Raw genomic sequence first — 21,024 nt, forward strand, 5'->3', positions numbered from 1 at the left:
GGCACCAGCCTCGCCAGTCTTGGGTTGATGCCCCCGGAAAATCCTTAGTGACTTGGCTGGCGCCCGCCGAACTGCCAGTTGTGCACCTCGACGTCGGCATACCGCTCGACGGCGAGCACCGCACGCGCCGCCGCCGCGTCCGCCGCCCGGACCAGCGCCGCCGTGCCCAGCCACCGGTCCCCGTCATCGGCGAGCAGCGGCCCGTAGGCGATCAGCTCCTCCCGGTCCGCGGGCAAGGCCAGGTCCACCGGCTCCCCCGCGCCCAGCCCGAGCACCAGGTACCGGTTGCCGCCGGTGCGGCCGCCGGGGAAGTCCCACATGGTGCGGCCCAGCGTGTTGCGCCACCGCCGCAGCAGCACGTCCCGGTACGCCCCGGCCTGGTAACCGGGCTCGTCGAAGGCGAAAGCACGGGCCGCGGCGGCATCCGGCAGATCGAGGATGTGCACGCTGCCGGTGGGAACGTCACCGAGCATGGTGGGACCGCGGGCGATCATCTCCGCCGCGTACCGGTCCATGTAGGACCAGTGCTCCTCCAGCAGCTCCTGGCGCAGCGCCAGTGAACCGGGCCGGTCGCGGTGGTAGCAGAAGAACTCCATCCGCACAGTGTGCCCGGCTGGTCGTGGACTGGGGCCGGTATCGCGGCGCGGCCCCAGTCCACGAGTTCAGTTGATCGCGGTCACGGGCGTTCCCACTCGTTGTCCAGCAGGTCGAACAGCTCCTCGTCGGTGGCCGACTCGAAGTCCACCTCCTCCTCGGCCTTGCCGCCGCGCAACCCGGCCAGCAGCAGGTCGAGCTTGCCGCTGAGCAGTTGGCGGGTGTTCTCATCCGCGGTGAGCGCGGCGAGGTCGGCGCCGAGGCGGTCCAGCTGCCGGAGCAGCTCGGCGGCCGGGTCCGCTTCGGCCGGGGCGAGCAGGGGCAGCAGGTAGTCGGCGAGCACCTCCGGGGTGGGGTGGTCGAACAGCAGCGAGACCGGCAGTCGCCTGCCCAGTGCGGTGCCCAGCAGGTTGCGCAGCTCGACCGTGGTGAGCGAGTCGAAGCCGAGCTCCTGGAACCGCCGGTCCCGGCCCACCGCGGCCGGGTCGGCGTGGCCGAGCACGGTGGCGGCCTGGTCGCGGATCAGGTCCACCACCACCTCGTGCCGCTGGGCGGCCGGCGCCTCGGCCAGGCGGGCCAGGAAGTCCGCCGCGGTGTCCCGGTCCGGGCCCTGGCGGGCCGGATCGCGCACCAGGCCCCGCATCAGCGGCGGGATCTGGCCTGCCGAACGGATCGAGGCCAGGTCCAGGCGCAGTGGCACCGGCACCGCCTCGGGTCCGCCGGTCAGCCCGTCGAAGAGGGCCATGCCTTCCTCGGCGGAGAGCGGCAGCACGCCGAGCCTGCGCATCCGCGCCGCCTCCGCCTCGCTGACCATGCCGTCTTCCAGCGACCACGGACCCCAGGCGATGGAGGTCGCGGGCAGGCCCTGGGCCCTGCGGTGCTGGGCGAGGCCGTCCACGAAGGCGTTGGCCGCGGCGTAGCCGGCCTGGCCGCCGTTGCCGAAGACTCCGGCGACCGAGGAGAACAGCACGAACGCGGTCAGGTCCAGGTGCTTGGTCAGCTCGTGCAGGTGCCAGGCCGCGTCTGCCTTGGGCCGCAGCACCGGGGTGAGCGAGTCCGCGGTGAGCCCGGTGAGCACCCGGTCCTCCAGCACACCCGCGGCGTGCACCACGGCCTGCAACGGGTGTTCGGCGGGGATCGTGACCAGCGCGGCGGCCACCGACTCGCGGTCGCCGACGTCGCAGGGCCGCAGGTCCACCGCCGCGCCGAGCCCGGCCAGCTCGTTGACCAGCTCGGGTGCGCCGACCGCCGCCGCGCCGCGCCTGCTCAGCAGCAGCAGACGGCGCACCCCGTGCCTGGCCACCAGGTGCCGGGCCAGGACCTTGCCGAGACCGCCGGTGCCGCCGGTGATCACCACCGTGCGGTCCGGGTCCCACTTGGTCTCGGTGTCCGCCGCGACCGGCAGCCGCAGCAGCCGGGCCGCCAGCGCGCGACCGCCGCGGACGAGCACCTGCGGCTCCTCCGCCAGCAGCGCCAGCGCGGACTCCGGGACCTCGGCTTCGTCGAGGTCGAGCAGCCCGAACCGGTCCGGGTGCTCGTGCTGGGCGGAGCGGATCAGGCCCCAGATGGCCGCGCCCGCAACGTCTTCCGGCTCCGGGCCGACAGCCCGGCGGGTCACCAGCACCAGGCGGGAACCGAGGAACCGGTCCTCGGCCAGCCACTGCTGGGCCACCGCGAGCACCCCGGCCAGCCGTTCGTGCGTGGCCGCGACAAGATCGCCACCGGATGCCTCGCAGCGCAGCAATACCAGTGGTGGCACGGCTTCCAGCTCGTCGAGCGCCGCGACCTCCACCCATTCCGGCACCACCGCGTTGCTCGTCGCCGGGGACCAGGCCAGCTGGAACAGCGTGTCCTGCGACCGGTCCGCCGCCGCCAGCTGCTCGGTCGACACCGGCCGAACCCGCAGAGTGTCCACTGTGGCCACTGCCCGGCCATCGGCGTCCACCGCCAGCAGCGTCAGGCCTTCCTCGGTCCGCGTGAGCCGGACCCGCAGTGCCGCAACGCCGGTGCGGTGCAGCGTGACGCCCTCCCAGGTGTGCGGCACCGCGGCCTCGCCGGTGCCCGCCGCGGCCACCATCGCCGCGTGCAGCGCGGAGTCCAGCAGCGCCGGGTGCAGCCCGAACCGCTCCGCCGACTCCGCCACCTCGGCGGGCAGCGCGACCTCGGCGAACAGCTCGTCCGCCCGCTGCCACAGCGCCCGCAGGCCGCGGAAGGCCGGTCCGTAGCCGAATCCGGCGTCGGTGAGGGCCTCGTAGCTGCCAGTCAGGTCGATCCGTTCGGCGTCGGCGGGCGGCCAGGCCTCGGTCAGGGTGACCGGGCCGGACGGCTGCTCGTCCAGGGTGCCCTCGGCGTTGAGCGTCCAGGGTTCGTCCGCGCCCTCCGGCCGCGAGTGGATGGTGACCTCGCGTTCGCCGGACTGGTTGGCCTCGCCCACCCGGACCTGCACCTGCACCGCGCCCTCGGCGGGCAGCAGCAGCGGCGCGGACAGGGTCAGCTCGACCAGTCGGCCGCAGCCGATCCGGCTGCCCGCCCACCCGGCGAGCTCGGCCAGACCGGTGCCGGGGAACAGCACCCGGCCGAACACCGCGTGATCGGCCAGCCACGGGTGGGTGGCCAGTGAGAGCCTGCTCGAGAACAGCCCGCCCCGCCCGTCGGCGAACTCGGCCACCGCGCCGAGCAGCGGGTGCGCCGACTCGGTCAGCCCGAACGCGCTCACCTCGCCCGCCCGGCCGGTCTGGCTCACCTGCGGCCAGAACCGCTCGTGCTGGAACGGATACGTGGGCAGCTCCACCAGCCGGGCCCCGGCGAACAGCTCCGCCCAGCGCACGCCCCGGCCCCAGCAGTGCAGGGCGGACAGCGCGCTCAGGCAGCCCGCCACTTCGTCCAGGTCCTTCGCCGCGGCGGCCACCACCTCAGCCTCGTCCAGCATCTCCACCATCGCCGGCGTCAACCCGGCGCGCGGTCCCAGCTCCAGGAACACCTGGGCACCCGCGTCGCGCAGTGCGGCAACGGTGTCGGCGAACCGGACGGTCTCCCGCACGTGCCGCGTCCAGAAACCGGGATCGCCCAGTTCCGCCGCGCCCACCCGGGTTCCGGTCAGCGCGGAGATCAGCGGCACGGCCGGTTCGGCGACCGTGATGCCCTCGATGGCCGCGGCGAACTCGGCCAGCATCGGCTCCATCAACGGCGAGTGGAACGCGTGGCTCACCGACAGCTGTTTGGTGTCCCGTCCTTGCGCGGCAAGGGTTTCCGCGACGGCCAGCACGGCAGCTTCGGCACCGGCGAGCACCAGCGAGCCGGGCGCGTTGACCGCGGCGATGGACACCTGCTCGGTCAGCAGCGGCAACACCTCCTCCTCGCTGGCCCGCACCGCGACCATCACCCCGCCCGCGGGAAGGGCGGCCATCAGCCGGGCCCGCGCGCGCACCACTGTGCACGCGTCGGTCAGCGACAGCGCGCCGCTGACGTGCGCCGCGGCCAGCTCGCCGATGGAATGACCGGCCACGAAGTCGGGGCGCACGCCCCAGGACTCGAACAGCCGGAACAGCGCCACCTCGAAGGCGAACAGCGCGGGCTGGGTGTTCCCGGTCCCGTTGAGCGCTTCGGCGTCCGCGCCCCACATCACCGCGCGCAGCTCCGGGGCAAACCCGGCCAGCGCGGCGTCGAAGGCCTTGGCGAACACCGGGTAGCGGGCGTGCAGCTCCCGGCCCATGCCGAGTCGCTGGGAACCCTGGCCGGAGAACACGAACGCGGTCCGCCCGCCGGTGGGCGAGCCGAGCACCAGCCCCGGATCGGTCCGGCCCTCGGCGAGCGCGGCCAGCGCCTGGCGGGCGGCGGTGAGGTCGGCCGGGTCGGCGAGGACCGCGGCCCGGTGGCGGAACGCGGATCGGCCGGTGGCCAGGGAGAAGCCAAGGTTGGCCGGGTCCGGCTCGGTGCGCAGGTGAGCGAGGAGCCGGGCAGCCTGGGCACGCAGGGCGGACTCGCTGCGGGCCGACAGCACCCAGGGCACCGCACCTGCACCGGCAGCGGCACCGGCACCGGCACCGGCACCGGCACCGGTCAAGCCTTGCGCGGAAACCGAATCCTGGTTCCGGCCAGGCTGCGCCGGGGCCTGTTCCAGCACCACGTGCGCGTTCGTGCCGCTGATCCCGAACGAAGACACCGCCCCGCGCCGGGGCCGTGCCACCTCCGGCCACACCGTGTTCTCCGCCAGCAGCTCGATCCGCCCGGCGGTCCAGTCCACCTCGCTCGACGGCTTGTCCAGGTGCACCGTACGCGGCAGTTCGCCGTGCCGGATCGCCTGCACCATCTTGATCACACCGGCGACACCGGCCGCCGCCTGGGTGTGCCCCAGGTTCGACTTGACCGACCCGAGCAGCAGCGGCGTCTCCCGGTCCTGCCCGTAGGTGGCCAGCAGTGCCTGCGCCTCAATGGGATCGCCCAGCGTGGTGCCGGTGCCGTGACCCTCCACCGCGTCGACGTCCGAAGTGGACAGTCCAGCGCTGGCCAGCGCGGCGCGGATGACCCGCTGCTGGGACGGCCCGTTCGGCGCGGTCAGCCCGTTGGACGCGCCATCGGAGTTGATCGCCGAACCTTTGACCACGGCGAGGACCTGGTGCCCGTTGCGCTGTGCGTCGGACAGCCGCTCCAGCACCAGCATGCCAACACCCTCGGACCAGCCAACGCCGTCCGCACTGTCCGAATAGGACTTGCACCGGCCGTCGGGCGCGAGGCCGTTCTGCCGGGTGAACTCCACGAACGCGCCCGGGGTGGACAGCACGGTCGCGCCACCGGCCAGCACCAGCGAGCACTCCCCCGCGCGCAGCGCCTGCGCCGCCCAGTGCATCGCGACCAGCGAGGACGAACAGGCCGTGTCCACGGTGACCGCGGGACCTTCCAAGCCGAGGATGTAGGCGACCCGGCCGGAGGCGACGCTGGGCGCGTTGCCGCTACCGCGGAAGCCCTCGAACTCGTCGGCGGTGAGCATGCTGCCGTAGTCGGAGTACATGATCCCGGCGAACACCCCGGTGTCGCTGCCGCGCAGGGTGGCCGGGTCGATCCCGGCCCGTTCCAGGGCTTCCCAGCTGACCTCCAGCAGCAGGCGGTGCTGGGCGTCGGTGGCCAGGGCCTCGCGCGGGCTCATGCCGAAGAACTCCGGGTCGAACCCGGCCACGTCGTCCATGAACCCGCCGCGCCCGGTGGCCGAACCCCCGGCCGCGCCTGCCTGCTGCCCGATGAGCTGGGCCAGGTCCCAGCCCCGGTCGGTGGGGAACTCGGCGGTGGCGTCCCGCCCGGCCTGCAGCAGCCGCCACAGGTCCTCCGGTGAGTTGACGCCGCCGGGGAAGCGGCAGCCCATGCCGACGATCGCGATCGGCTCGTCGTTGACCGCGGCCGTGTGCACCCGCGCCTCGGGCTCGTCCGCGCCGAGCAGTTCGGCCAGCAGGTGCCGGGTGAGCACGGCGGCCGACGGGTAGTCGAAGACCAGCGTGGCCGGCAGGCGCAGGCCGAGCTCGGCGGTGAGCTGGTTGCGCAGGTCGACCGCGGTGAGCGAGTCGAAGCCGAGGTCGGAGAAGGACCGGTCGGCGTCGATCAGGTGCGCGCCGTCGTGGCCGAGCACCGCGGCGACCCTGGTGCGGACCAGCTCCTCTAGGTGCTCGTGCCGCTCCACCGGGGTGAGCCGGGTCAGCCGCTCGACCAGTCCGCTGTCGGCGGTGGCCTGGGCGGCCCGGCGGCCGGTGCGGCGCGGGCCGATGAGCTGGTGCAGCACCGGTGGCAGGTCCGGCAACGCGCGCAGCACGGCCAGGTTCAGCCGCACCGGCAACAGCACCGGCTCTGGCCTGGTGAGCGCCAGGTCGAACAGGCTCAGCGCGTGCTCCACCGCCATCAGCGGCGTGCCGGTCTGCGCAAGGCGGTCCTGTTCGGCGGCGGAGAGCCGGGCGGTCATGCCCGTCTCCGGGGCCCACGCTCCCCAGCCGAGTGCGGTCGCGGGCAGCCCGTTTTCCTTGCGGTGACGGGCCAAGGCGTCGACGAAGGCGTTGGCCGCGGCGTAGTTGCCCTGGCCTGCCGCGCCCATGGTGCCCGCGAGCGAGGAGAACAGCACGAACCCGGCCAGCTCGCGGTCCCTGGTCGCCCCGTGCAGGTGCCAGGCGGCGGAAGCCTTGGCCGCCAACACCTTTTTCAGCCGTTCCGGGTTGAGCGAGCCGATCACGCCGTCGTCGAGCACACCAGCGCAGTGCACCACGGCGGTCAGCCCGTCGATGCCGTCCACCAGCGCCGTCACGGCCTCGCCGTCGGACACGTCGCAGGCCACAACCGTTGCGGTAGCGCCAAGTTCGGCCAGTTCGGCGACGAGCTCAGCGGCTCCGGGAGTGTCCGGGCCGCGCCTGCTGGCCAGCACCAGGCGCTCGATGCCATGCGTGCTGGTGAGCCTGCGGGCGACCAGGCGGCCCAGGCCGTCCACGCCGCCGGTGACCAGAACCGTGCCGTCCCAACGGATCGGCTGCGGTTCGGCCGGGGTGGCGCGGGCGAGGCGGGCGGCGAGGACCTCGGTGCCGCGGATGGCCAGTTGCGGTTCGGCGCTGGCCAGGGCCTGCGGGGGCAGGTCGCCGCCGTCGGGGTCCTGGTCGATGAGCCGGAACTGGCCGGGGTACTCGGCCTGGGCGCTGCGCACCAGGCCCCAGACCGCGGCCGCCGCCGGGTCCGCGCCGGTGGTGGCACCGCGGGTGAGGATGACCAGCGGGTCGCCGGTCGCGATGTGCTGCTGGAGCAGGGACAGGGCCTCGGTGGTGAGGCGCAGCGCCTCGGCCGGGGCGTCCGGGCCACCCGCGAAGCTGACCTGCTCGACCTGTTGTGGCGCGGTGTCCGGCAGCGTGACCGGGGTCCATTCCAGGGTGAACAGCGAGTCGCCGGTGTCCGCGGCGGTGGTCTCCGCCTCCCTGGTGAGCAGGCCTTCGACCGTCACCACCGGCTGACCCGCGCCGTCGATCGCCTGGATGCGCACCGCGTCCCCGTTGGGCGCCAAGCGGACCCGCAGGTCCTGCGCGCCGGAAGCGTGCAGCCGCACCCGGTCCCAGGAGAACGGCAGCCGCGCCGGGCCGCCCTCACCAGCCGCGATCAGTCCGTGCAGGGTGGCGTCCAGCAGCGCCGGGTGCAGGCCGTAGCCGCCGACGTTCTCCGCCGGCAGCCGGACCTCGGCGAACAGCTCCTCGCCGCGCTGCCACAGCGCGGTCAGGCCCTGGAACGCTGGCCCGTAACCAAATCCGGCCGCGGCGAAGCGGGTGTAGCAGTCGGTCAGGTCGACCGGTTCGCTGCCGGTGGGCGGCCAGCTGGTGGCGTCGAAGGACTCGGCCGGGGTGCTCGCGGTGGCCAGCAGGCCGCTGGCGTGCCGGGTCCACGGCTCGTCCTCGCGGTCGGCCGCACGGGAGTGGATGGTGATGGTGCGGCGTCCCGAATCGTCCGGTGCGCCGAGCACGACCTGGATGTTGACCGCGTCGCCCTCGGTGAAGGTGAGCGGGGCGGCCATGGTCAGTTCGTCGACCAGGTCCAGGCCCGCCTCATCACCCGCGCGCAGGGCGAGCTCGACAAAACCCGCGCCGGGGAACAGGATCCGGCCGTTGACCTCGTGGTCGGCCAGCCAGGGGTGGGTGACCACCGAGAGGCGACCGCTGAGCAGCAGCTCGCCGGAACCGGCCAGCGCGGTGCTCGCCGCGAGCAGCGGGTGCCGGGTGGCGGCCAGGCCCAGGTTGGTGGCCTCGCCCCGGCCCGCACCGGGCGCGGGCCAGTAGCGGCGGTGCTGGAACGGATAGGTGGGCAAGTCGACGGTGGCACCGCCGCGCAGCAACGGTTTCCAGTCCACGTCGAAGCCGTTGACGTGCAGCGTGGCCAGGCCGCGCAGCAGCGCCTGTTCCTCGTCCTCGGTGTCGTGGCGCAGCAGCGAGGTGGTGGTGGCTTCCGGCAGCACATCGGCCGCGGCCGAGGCCAGCTGGCCGTCCGGGCCCACCTCCAGCACGCCGCGCACGCCCAGTTCACCAAGGGTGGCAACGGCATCGGCGTAGCGCACGCAGCCACGGACCTGCCGGACCCAGTAGTCGATGGTGCGCAGCTCGTCCCCGTCGGCGAGCCGCCCGGTCAGCGTGGACACCACCGGGATGCGGGGTTCGGCGAAGGAGATGCCGTCGATGGCGGCGGCGAACTCCCGGAGCATCGGCTCCATCAGCGGCGAGTGGAAGGCGTGGCTGACCGCCAGTTTCCTGGTGCGGTGCCCCAGTTCGGTGAGCCGGTCCACCACCTTGGTCACCGCGGCTTCGGTGCCGGAGAGCACCACGCTGCCGGGCCGGTTGACCGCGGCGATGGCCACCGCACCGTCCAGCAGCGCGGCCACCTCGGCCTCGGGGGCGTGTGCCGCGACCATGATCCCGCCGGTCGGCAGCGCGGCCATCAGCCAGGCGCGGGCGTCCACCAGGGCACAGGCGTCGGCCAGCGAGAGCACCCCGGCCACGTGCGCGGCCGCGATCTCGCCGATGGAGTGGCCGGTGACGAAGTCCGGCTGGTGTCCCCAGGACGCCAGCAGCCGGAACAGCGCCACCTCGATCGCGAACAGCGCCCGCTGGGCGTTGTCGGTGCTGGTCAGGGCCTCGGCATCGGTGCCCCAGAGGATGTCGCGCAGGTCCTCGCCGAACTCGGCGACCACCGCGTCGAACGCCTCGGCGAAGGCCGGGTAGCGGGCGTGCAGCTGCCGGCCCATGCCGAGTCGCTGGGAACCCTGGCCGGAGAACACGAACGCGGTCCGGCCGCCGTCGTCAGCTTGGCCCCTGGCCAGTTCCACGCCGTCCAGCAGGACCGCGCGGTGGTCGAACAGCGCCCTGGTGGTGACCAGGGAGTAGCCGATATCGGCCGGGTTGCCGGTCAGCGCGCGCAGCTGGCCGGTGAAGGCGTCCAGCGCGGCCGCGGACTGCGCGGACACCGGCCAGGGCGCGCGGTGCGCCGGGGCGGTGGCGCGTTCGGGCTGGGCAGGCGGCTGTTCCAGGATGACGTGCGCGTTGGTGCCGCTGATCCCGAAGGAGGACACGCCGGCCCGGCGCGGCCGGTTCACCTCGGGCCAGGCGGTCTGCTCGGTGAGCAGCTCCACTTCGCCCTCGGTCCAGTCCACCTGGCTGGAGGCGTGGTCCGCGTGCAGGGTGCGCGGCAGCACGCCGTGCGCCATCGCCTGAATCATCTTGATCATGCCCGCGACGCCGGCCGCGGCCTGGGTGTGGCCCAGGTTGGACTTGATCGAGCCCAGGTACAGCGGGGTGTCCCGGTCCTGGCCGTAGGTGGCCAGGAGTGCCTGCGCCTCAATGGGATCGCCCAGCGGGGTGCCCGTGCCGTGCCCCTCCACCGCGTCAACGTCCGAAGTGGACAGTCCGGCGGAGGCCAGCGCCTGCTGGATGACGCGTTGCTGGGACGGGCCGTTCGGCGCGGTGAGGCCGTTGGAAGCGCCGTCGGAGTTGACCGCGGAGCCCTTGAGCACCGCGAGCACCCGATGCCCGTGCCGCCTGGCGTCGGAGAGCCGCTCCAGCACCAGCATGCCCACGCCTTCGGCCCAGCCGACGCCGTCCGCGCCGTCGCCGTAGGCCTTGCAGCGGCCGTCCTCGGACAGCCCACCCTGCCGGGAGAACTCCAGGAACGCGCCGGGAGTGGACATCACGGTGACGCCACCGGCCACCGCGACCTCGCACTCCCCGGCCCGCAGCGCCTGCGCGGCCAGGTGCACCGCGACCAGCGAGGAGGAGCAGGCGGTGTCGATGGTGACTGCCGGACCCTCCAGGCCGAGGGCGTAGGCCACCCGGCCGGAGGCGATGCTGGCCGCGCTGCCGTTGCCGCGGAACCCGTCGAACTCCGGGCCCTCCAGCAGCATCGCGTAGTCGTTGTACATCACGCCGGTGAACACCCCGGTGCGGCTGCCGCGCAGTCCGCTCGGGTCGATCCCGGCCCGTTCCAGCGACTCCCAGGTGACCTCCAGCAGCAGCCGCTGCTGCACGTCGGTGGTCACTGCCTCGCGCGGGCTGATGCCGAAGAACTCGGCGTCGAACTCCGCGGCCTGGGTGAGGAAGCCGCCGTTGCGGGTGTAGCTGGTGCCGGGGTTGTCGCGGTCGGGGTGGTAGAGCCGGGCCACGTCCCAGCCGCGGTCGGGCGGGAACTCGGAGATGGCGTCGGTGCCGTCGAGCACCAGCCGCCACAGCTCTTCCGGCGAGTTGACCCCGCCCGGGTAGCGGCAACCCATGCCCACCACGACGACCGGGTCACCGGCGACCGCGCGCACCTGGTTCGTGGTGACCGCCCGGTCCTCGCCGACACCCAGCTGGGCCAACAGGTAGTCGGTGATCGCGGCGGCCGAGGGGTGGTCGAAGGCCAGCGTGGCTGGCAGTTTGAGCCCGGACTCCGCGCCGAGCTGGTTGCGCAGCTCCACCGCGGCCAGCGAGTCCAGGCCGAGGTCCTGCAACGCGCGGTGCGGTTTGACCGCGGCGCTGCCGGAGTGGCCGAGCACACCGGCGATCCGCCCGCGCACCAGTTCTTCCAGGGTGGCCCGCCGCTCGTCCTTGGCCAGTCCGGCCAGCCGCGCGGCCAGTCCGCCCGCGACCGCGCCCGCGGCCCTGGCCACCCGTCGCCCGGCCCGGACGAGTCCCTGGAACACCAGTGGGATCTCGCCCAGCGCGCGGATCGCGGCCAGGTCGAACAGCACCGGCGCGAGCACCGGCTCCTCGGTGGCCAGCGCCAGGTCGAACAGCGCCAGACCGTCCACAATGGACATCAGTGGGGTGCCGTTGCGGGCCAGCCTGGCCCGGTCGGCCGCGGACAGGCGGCTGGCCATGCCCGCTTCGTCCCAGCCGCCCCAGGCCAGCGAGTGCCCGGTCAGGCCGAGGTTGCGGCGGTGGGTGGCCAGCGCGTCCAGAAAGGCGTTGGCCGCGGCGTAGTTGGCCTGGCCGGGCGCGCCAAGCAGGCCACCGGCGGAGGAGAACAGCACAAACGCGGCCAGGTCGCGGTCGCGGGTCAGCTCGTGCAGGTGCCAGGCCGCGTCCACCTTGGGCCGCAGCACGGCGGCCAGCCGCTCCGGGGTGAGGTCCGGGATCAGGGCGTCGTCGAGCACGCCCGCGGAGTGCACGATCCCGGTGAGGTTGTCGATGCCGTCCAGCAGCCTGGCCACCGCGTCCCGGTCGGCCAGGTCGCAGGCCACCACATCGACCCGCACACCGAGTTCGGCGACCAGCTCGCTGACACCCTCGGCGGCCGGGCCGCGACGGCTGGCCAGCACCAGGTGCGAGACGCCCTGGGCGACCAGGTGCCGGGCGAGGACCGCGCCCAGTCCGCTGGTGCCGCCGGTGATCAAGACAGCGCCATCGGCGGGCCAAGCAAAGGATTCGGTGGGCGGCGCGGCCCGGCGCAGGCGCGCGGCCAGCACCGCGCCGTCACGGATGACGAGCTGCGGTTCGGTGGGGTCGAGCGCGCCTTCGGGCAGCTCGGCCGGGGTCAGCTCGGCCAGCGGCCGTCCGGCGCAGGCCTCGCCGTCCAGGTCGAGCAGACCGAACGCGCCTGGGTGCTCGGCCTGCGCGGAGCGCACCAGGCCCCAGACCGCCGCGGCGGCCAGGTCTTCGCCGGTGGTCGCGCCCCGGCTGAGGAACACCAGTCGTTCCCCGCCCTGCTCGATCCGTTGCTGGAGCAGGGAAAGCACCCTGGCGGTCTCGGCGTGCGGGTCGCCGCCGCCGATCGGCACCAGCGTCACATCACCCGGCTCAGCGGTGCTCGTGACCGGCACCCAGTCCAGCCGGTACAGCGAGTCCGTGCGGGCGCGCGGTCCGGCGGCGGCACGGGCGCGCATGTTCAGCGCGGCCACGGTCAGCACCGGTTCGCCTGCCGGGTCGGCGGCCTCGATGGCCAGCGCGCCGGTGTCGGTCTGGCGGACCCGCACCCGCAGCGCGGTGGCGCCGGTGGCGTGCAGGGCCACGCCCTCCCACTGGAAGGGCAGGGTGTCCGGGCTGCCGTCGGCGGTCGCGCCGACCAGGGTGGTGTGCAGCGAGGCGTCCAGCAACGCCGGGTGCAGGGTGAACCCGTCGGGCTGTCCCTCGGCCAGCGCGACCTCGGCGAACAGCTCGCCGTCGCGCCGCCACAACGCTTGCAGGCGTTGGAAGGCCGGGCCGTAGCCGAAGCCGACGGTGGCGAACTCCTCGTAGCTTCCGGTCAGGTCAACGGGTTCCGCGCCTTCCGGCGGCCAGACCGCGGCGTCGAAGCCGAGGGTGGCGGCGGCCGGTTCGGTGCTGAGCGCGCCGGAAGCGTGCTGCACCCAGTCGGTGTCCTGGGCGGCGCGGGAGTGGATGGTCAGGCGGCGGCGGCCGGACTCCTCCGGCTCGATCAGCACCTGCACGGTCACCGAGCCGGTGCTGGGCAGGATCAGCGGCGCGGCCAGGGTCAGCTCGGCCAGCTGCTCGCAGCCGGTCTCCTCGCCCGCGCGCAGGGCCAGCTCGACAAAACCCGCGCCGGCGAAGAGGACCTGCCCGCCGACCGCGTGGTCGGCCAGCCAGGGCTGGCTGTCCAGGGACAGGCGGCCGGTGAGCATCAGCGCGCCGGTGTCGGCGATGGTGACCGCGCCGCCGAGCAGCGGGTGGTCGGTGGCGCTGAGGCCGACCGAGGCGGCGTCACCCTTGCCGCGCAACGGCTGCGGCCAGTACTCGGCGTGGTCGAAGGCGTAGGTGGGCAGGCCGACCCGGTTCGCCTTGGGGTAGCAGGGCCGCCAGTCCACGGTCGCGCCGCGCACGTGCGCCAGGCCGAGCGAGCGGTAGAGCCGGTCCAGGCCGCCGTCCCCGCGGCGCAGGGTGGGCACCACGACCGCGTCGGCGCCGGACTCGTCGATGATGCCGGTGATCCCCGGCACCAGCACCGGGTGCGGGCTGACCTCGACGAACAGGTTGCGGCCCTGGCTGAGCAGGGTGTGTACGGCCGGGGCGAACCGCACGGTCTCGCGCATGTTGCGGAACCAGTACTCCGCGTCCAGCCCGGCCGGGTCGACCCACTCCCCCGTCACCGTGGACAACATTGGAATGTCCAATGTGGACCGTGGTGTCAGGTCGGCCAGCGCGGTGAGCACCCGCTCGCGGACCCGGTCGAACATCGCCGAGTGCGCCGGGAAGTCACCGGCCACCTCGCGGACCCGGATCCCATCCGCCTCCAGCGCGGCCCGCAGCTCGGCCAGCGCCTCGTACTCGCCCGAGACGACCACGGCAGTCGGCCCGTTGATCGCGGCGATGCCCAGCCGACCGGACCACGGCTCCAGGCGCGGTTCGACCACGGCCAGCGGGAGCGCGACCGAGACCATCGTGCCCTGTCCGCACAGCTCCTCGGCAATCGCCTTGCTGCGCACCGCGATGATCCGCGCACCGTCCGCAATGGACAGTGCACCGGCGACGCAGGCCGCGGCCACCTCGCCCTGGGAGTGACCCAGCACGGCCGAGGGCCGCACGCCGTGTGCCCGCCACAGCTCGGCCAGCGAGACGCTGACCGCCCACATGGTCGGCTGGGCCACGTCGATCCGGTCCAGGCCGGGAGCGCCCGGCGCGCCGGTGAGCACGTCGTGCACGGCGAAGTCCAGGTGCGGCTCCAGGGCCACCGCGCAGCGGGCGAAGGCCTCGGCGAACACCGGCGAGCGCTCCAGCAGCTCCGCGCCCATGCCCGCCCAGTACGCGCCCTGCCCTGGAAAGGCGAAGGCGACCGCACGCGGCACATCAGGGGCCTCGGCGACGACCGGGCCGGGTTCGCCGGAAGCCAGCGCGCGCAGGCCCGCCAGCAGTTCCTCGATGTCCGAGCCGAGCACCACCGCGCGGTGCGGCAGGACGGCCCGGCCGGTGGCCAGGGACAGTCCAACGTCGGCCGGGTGCAGTGCGGTCGCGTTGTCGGCGAGCTTGGCGGCCAGTGCGCGCAGGCTGTGTTCGGTCTGGCCGGAGAGCACCCAGGGCAGCACGCCCTCGTGCTCTGCGGACGCGGGTGCGGGCGCGGCGGGCGGTTCCTCCAGCACCACGTGCGCGTTGGTGCCGCTGATGCCGAAGGAGGACACGCCGGCGCGGCGGGGCTTCTCGCCCTGGGGCCACGGGGTTTCCCGGCTCAGCAGCTCGACGTCACCGGCCTCCCAGTCCACGTGTGAGGACGGCCGGTCCAGGTGCAGGGTCTTGGGCAGCACGCCGTGCCGCATGGCCTGCACCATCTTGATGATCCCTGCCACCCCGGCGGCGGCCTGGGTGTGGCCGAGGTTGGACTTGATCGAGCCCAGCCACAGCGGCTCCTCCCGATCCTGACCGTAGGTGGCCAGCACCGCCTCGGCCTCGATCGGGTCGCCGAGCGGTGTTCCGGTGCCGTGCCCCTCCACCACGTCGACGTCCGAAGCAGCCAGCCCGGCACTGGCCAGTGCGGCTCGGATCACGCGTTGCTGGGACGGGCCGTTGGGCGCGCTCATCCCGTTGGAGGCGCCGTCGGAGTTGACCGCGGAACCCTTGATCAGGCCGAAGACCTGGTGCCCGTTGCGGCGGGCGTCGGAGAGGCGTTCCAGCACCAGCATGCCGACGCCCTCGGACCAGGCCACACCGTCGGCGCTGTCGGCGTAGGAGCGGCAGCGGCCGTCCGGGGACAGCCCGCCCTGCCGGGAGAACTCCACAAAAGCGCCCGGTGTGGCCATGATCGCGACCCCACCGGCCAGCGCCAGCTCGCACTCACCGGCGCGCAGCGCCTGACCGGCCAGGTGCACCGCGACCAGTGAGGAGGAGCACGCGGTGTCCACGGTGACGGTCGGCCCCTCCAGGCCGAAGGTGTAGGCCACCCGGCCGGAGGCGATCGCGGCCGAGCCGCCGTTGCCGCGGAAACCCTCGAACTCGTCCGCGCCGAGCAGGGTGGCGTAGTCGGTGTACATCACCCCGGCGAAGACCGCGGTCGCGCTGCCGCGCAACGAGGTCGGGTCCAGGCCGGTGTGCTCCAGGGCCTCCCAGGTGGCCTCCAGCAGCAGCCGTTGCTGGGCGTCGGTGGACAGCGCCTCGCGCGGGCTCATCCGGAACAGCGCGGCGTCGAAGGAACCGGCGTCGTGCAGGAATCCGCCGTGGCGCACGTAGGAAGTGCCCGGCAGGCTGGGGTCGCGGTCGAACAGCGCGGCCATGTCCCAGCCGCGGTTGACCGGGAACTCGCTGATCACGTCCTCGCCGTCGCGCACCACCCGCCACAGGTCCTCGGGGCTGCGCACCCCGCCCGGGTAACGGCAGCTCATGCCGACGATGGCGATCGGCTCGTCCGCGCGCACCACGGTCGGCGGCCGCTTCGGCGTGGCCGGGAGGTCGGCCTTGCCGAGCAGCTCGCCGAGCAGGTACTCGGTGAGCCGGTTGGCGTTGGGCTGGTCGAACACCAGGGTGGCGGGCAGCCGCAGCCCAGTCTCGGTGCTGAGCCGGTTGCGCAGCTCGACCGAGGTGAGCGAGTCGAAGCCGAGGTCGGAGAAGCTGCGAGACGGGTCGAGCACCACGTCCTCGCCGTGGCCCAGCACACCCGCGACCGAGGCCAGGGTCAGCTTCAGCAGTGTCGGCAGGCGTTCGGCCTCGGGCAGCCCGGCGAGTCGACCAGCCAGTTCGCCTGCGGCACCAGCGCCTTGCCCGGCGGCACGACGGGAGGAGGTGCGGATCAAGGAGCGCAGCAGGTGTGGCGGGCGGCCGAGGGAGCGCAGCACGGCCAGGTCCAGCCGGGCGGGCATCAGCACCGGTCGCGTGTCGGCCAGCGAGGCGTCGAACAGGGCCAGGCCCTGCTCGTCGGTGATCGCGGGCATGCCGCCCCGGGCGGCCCGTTGTTTGTCCACATCGGACCGTCCGGCGGTGATGCCGGTCTCGGAGTCCCAGACGCCCCAGGCCATCGAGACGCCGGGCAGGCCGAGGCCCTGGCGGTGCTTGGCGAGGGCGTCCAGGTAGGCGTTGGCCGAGGCGTAGTTGCCCTGTCCCGCCGAGCCGACGGTGCCCGCGGCGGAGGAGAACAGCACAAACGCGGTCAGCTCGCGGTGCCGGGTCAGCTCGTGCAGGTGCCAGGCCGCGGCGGCCTTGACCCGCAGCGCGGTGGCCAGCTTTTCCGGTGTCTGCGCCTCGATCAGGCCGTCGTCGACCACCCCGGCGGCGTGCACCACGGCGGTCAGGTCCGGGATCTCCGCCAGCAGCTCGGCCACGGCGGCGCGGTCGGCGACATCGCAGGCCAGCACGCGCACCTCGGCGCCGTGCCCGGTCAGCTCCTCGATGATCGCGGCGGCCTCGGGCGCGTCCGGGCCACGACGGCTGACCAGCACCAGTTTCCGCGCGTGGTGCCGGGTGACCAGGTGCCCGGCGAGCAGACGGCCGAGGCCGCCGGTGCCGCCGGTGATCAGCACGGTGCCCTCGGCGGGCCAGTTCGGCGGCTGCTCGGGGATGGCCACGCGCTCCAGGCGCGCGCCGAAGAGCTGGTTGCCGCGCACGGTCAGCTGCGGTTCGTCGGAGCCGAGGGCCTGGGCGAGCGCGGGGCCGCCGGACTCCTCGTCCAGGTCGATCAGGCTGAACCGGCCGGGATGCTCGGACTGGGCCGCACGCACCAGGCCCCAGACCGCGGCCGCGGCCAGGTCCTGACCGGTGACCGCGCCGCTGGTGACGAAGGTGAGCCGGGCGTCCTCACCGGCGTCAAGGCATTGCTGGAGCAGGGCAAGCGCGGTGCTGGTGAGCTGGTGCGCGGAGTCCGGTTCCTCGGTGCCGACCAGGCTGACCACGGCGTCGCCGGTCCGCTCGCCGGTCACCTCGGCCACGCCGGTGAGCCGGTCCCGCAGGTCGAGCGCGTCCGGGCCGAGCAGGGTGACGGACTCGGCGGCCGCCTCGGCGGTGACCGGGACCCAGTCCAGCTCGAACAACGAGTTGCGGTCCAGGCCGGGTCCCGGCTGGTCGCCCGCCGGGAGTTCGCGCATGAGCAGCGCGTCCACCGAGATCACCGGGTCACCGGCCGGATCGGTGGCGTGGATGCGCATGGTGTTGCCGCCGGAGTGGCTGATCCGCACCCGCAGCGCGCCCGCGCCGACCGCGTGCAGGGTGACGCCCTGCCAGGAGAACGGCATCTGGCCGGGGGCCTCCACCCCGTGGCCCAGCACCGAGGACGCCTGCACCGCGGCGTCCAGCAGCGCGGGGTGCAGCCCGAAGGCGGCGGCCTCGCGCGCGGTGGGCAGCGCCACCTCGGCGAAGACCTCGCCCTGGCCGCGCCAGGCCGCCCGGACGCCGCGAAACTCGGGGCCGTAGTCGAAGCCGCGTTCGGTGAACCACGGGTAGAACACCGCCATGTCCACCGGTTCCGCCCCCTCCGGCGGCCACGGGGTCGCCTCGGCGGTCGCGGCGTGGCCGGTGGTGGCGAGCAGACCGCTGGCGTGCAGCGTCCACGGCTCGTCCACCGCCTGCTCCGGGCGGGAGTGGATGGTGATCTCGCGCTGCCCGCCGTTGTCCGGGCCCACCGCGACCTGCACCTGCACCGCGCCCCGCGCCGGCAGCACCAGCGGGGTGATCATGGTGAGTTCCTCGACCCGGTCACAGCCCACGCCGTCCCCGGCCCGTCCGGCCAGTTCCAGGAACGCGGTGCCGGGGAAGATCGCGCGACCGCCGACCACGTGGTCGGCCAGCCAGGGCTGTCCGGCCACCGAGACCCGGCCCGTGTAGATCATGCCGCTGTCGTCGGCCATGCTGACCAACGCGGCCAGCAGCGGATGCCCGACCACCTCCTGGCCGAGCCCCGAGGCGTCGGCCACGCCGTCCTTGCACACCACCCAGTACGAGCGGTGCTGGAACGGGTAGGTCGGCAGGTCCACCACGGACCCGCCCGCGCACCAGCGCGCCCAGTCCACCGTGGCCCCGGTGACGTGCAGCCCGGCCAGTCCGGCCAGCGCACTGTCCACTTCGGACCGTTCCCGGCGCAGCACCGGCGTGGCGGTCAGTCCCGGCACGATCTCCGCGACCGCCGCACACAGCCTGCCGTCCGGCCCCAGCTCGGCGATCCGGCCGACTCCCCTGGCCGACAGCCGCTGGATGGCCTCGGCGAACCGGACCGGCTCGCGGACCTGCCGCACCCAGTAGTCCGGCGTGCCGAAGTCGCTGACCTCGCCAACCGTGGACACCACCGGGATCTGTGGTGTGCCAACGGTGATCCCGGCGATGGCGGCGGCGAACTCGGCCAGCATCGGCTCCATCAGCGGCGAGTGGAAGGCGTGGCTGGTGCGCAGCCGCCTGCTCCGCTCGAACCCCTCCGCGATCCGCGCCACGGCCTGCTCGGCACCGGAGATCACGGTGGCCTCGGGTCCGTTGACCGCGGCGATCGACACGTGTTCGTCCAGCAGTGGCAACAGTTCCGCCTCGGCCACCGGGATCGAGGCCATCGCGCCACCGGCCGGCAACGCCTGCATCAGTCGCGCCCGCGCGGAGACCACCGCGCACGCGTCGGCCAGCGAGAGCACACCGGAGACGTGGGCGGCGGCGAGCTCGCCGATGGAGTGGCCGGTGACGAAGTCTGGCGCGCAGCCCCAGGACTCCAGCAGCCGGAACAGCGAGACTTCCAGCGCGAACAGCGCGGGCTGGGCCGCGCCGGTCTCGTCCAGGGCGGCGGCGTCCTCGCCCCACATGACCGCGCGGACGTCCTCGCCCAGCTCCGCCACAACCGCGTCGAAGGCTTCGGCGAAGGCGGGGAAGCGCTGGTACAGCTCGCGTCCCATCCCCAGGCGCTGCGAGCCCTGGCCGGAGAAGACAAAGGCGGTGGAGCCGGGGGTGACCGAGCCGCGGGCAACCTCGCGGCCGTCGAAGAGCACGGCGCGGTGCTCGAAGAGGGTGCGGGTGGTCAGCAGCGAGTAGGCGACGTCCAGCGGTGTGCCGGTGAGGTCGCGGAGCTGACTGATCCGGGCGTCCAGGGCCTCGGGCGCGCGGGCGGAGACCAGCCAGGGCACCGGCCCGGTGACCCGCTCGACCGGGACCGTTTCCCTTTCCGGCGCAACGGGTTCCGGGGCCTGCTCGATGATCACGTGCGCGTTGGTGCCGCCGATCCCGAAGGAGGAGACCCCGGCCCGGCGCGGCCGCTCGGTCACCGGCCACGGCTGGGCCTCGGTGGCCAGCTGGACCTGTCCGTCGCCCCAGTCCACCTGCGTGGTCGGCGCGTCCACATGCAGCGTCGCGGGCACCAGGCCGTGCTGGATCGCCAGCGCCATCTTGATGACCCCGGCCACGCCCGCACCGGCCTGGGTGTGCCCGATGTTCGACTTCACCGAGCCGAGCAGCAGCGGCCGGTCCGCGGGACGGCCCTGGCCGTAGACCGCGAGCAGCGCGTCCGCCTCGATCGGGTCGCCCAGGGTGGTGCCGGTGCCGTGGCCGTCGACCGCGTCCACCATCTCGGGGGTGAGCTGCGCGCTCTCCAGCGCCGCCTGGATCACCCGCTGCTGGGACGGTCCGTTCGGCGCGGTCAGCGAACTGCTCGCGCCGTCGGAGTTGACCGCGGTTCCCCGCACCACAGCAAGGATCCGGTGCCCCAGCCGCTGCGCCTCGGACAGCTTCGCCAGCACCAGCACACCGCCGCCCTCGCCCCAGCCCACGCCGTCGGCGGCGTCGGCGAAGGACTTGCAGCGGCCGTCCCTGGCGAGCCCGCGCTGCCGGGAGAACTCCACGAACAGCCCGGGATCGGGCAGCACGGTGGCGCCGCCGACCAGGGCCAGCTTGCACTCGCCCTTGCGCAGCGCCTGCGCGGCCAGGTGCAGCGCGACCAGCGAGGAGGAGCACGCGGTGTCCACGGTCAGCGCGGGGCCGCGCAGGCCGAGCAGGTAGGACACCCGGCCGGAGATCACGCTCGCCGCGGTGCCGGTGGCCAGCTGGCCCTCGACCTCCTCCGGCGGGGTGCCGCGGATGCCGTAACCCATGCTGATGCCGCCGACGAACACCCCGGTGTCGCTGCCGCGCAAGGAATGCGGGTCCAGCCGGGCGCTTTCCACCGCCTCCCAGCACAGTTCCAGCACGAGTCGCTGCTGCGGGTCCATGGCCAGCGCCTCGCGCGGGGAGATGCCGAAGAAGTCGGCGTCGAACCCGCTGGCCTGGGCCAGGAACGCGGCCTCCCGGACATAGCTGGTGCCCTGGTGCTCCGGGTCGTCGTGGAACAGCCCGTCCAGCTCCCAGCCGCGGTCACCGGGGAACTCGCCCACGGTGTCGCGGCCCTCGGCCAGCACCTGCCACAGGTCATCCGGCGAGTCGATCCCGCCGGCGAACCGGCAGGCCATGCCGACGATCGCGATCGGCTCGCCGTCCTGGGCCTCGACGTCCTTCAGCCGCTGCCGGGTGCGACGCAGATCCGCGGTGACCAGCTTGAGATAGTCCCGGAGCTTGTCCTCGGTACCGGTCATGGTGCCCCTCGTAACCC

The 21,024-nt window shown here is 73.9% G+C and carries 2 protein-coding genes; both read right to left on the reverse strand.

The features are described from left to right. Window positions 1-44 precede the first annotated feature (44 nt). Window positions 45-596 (reverse strand): YciI family protein, encoded by a 552-nt coding sequence (locus ACWDY5_RS09175; protein WP_449721751.1) that lies wholly within the window; start codon window positions 594-596, stop codon window positions 45-47. An 80-nt stretch (window positions 597-676) separates the two neighbouring features. Next, complete coding sequence (locus ACWDY5_RS09180; RefSeq protein ID WP_449721752.1) at window positions 677-21,007, reverse strand: SDR family NAD(P)-dependent oxidoreductase; 20,331 nt, start codon at window positions 21,005-21,007, stop codon at window positions 677-679. Window positions 21,008-21,024 lie beyond the last annotated feature (17 nt).

Source organism: Crossiella sp. NPDC003009 (assembly GCF_053591555.1).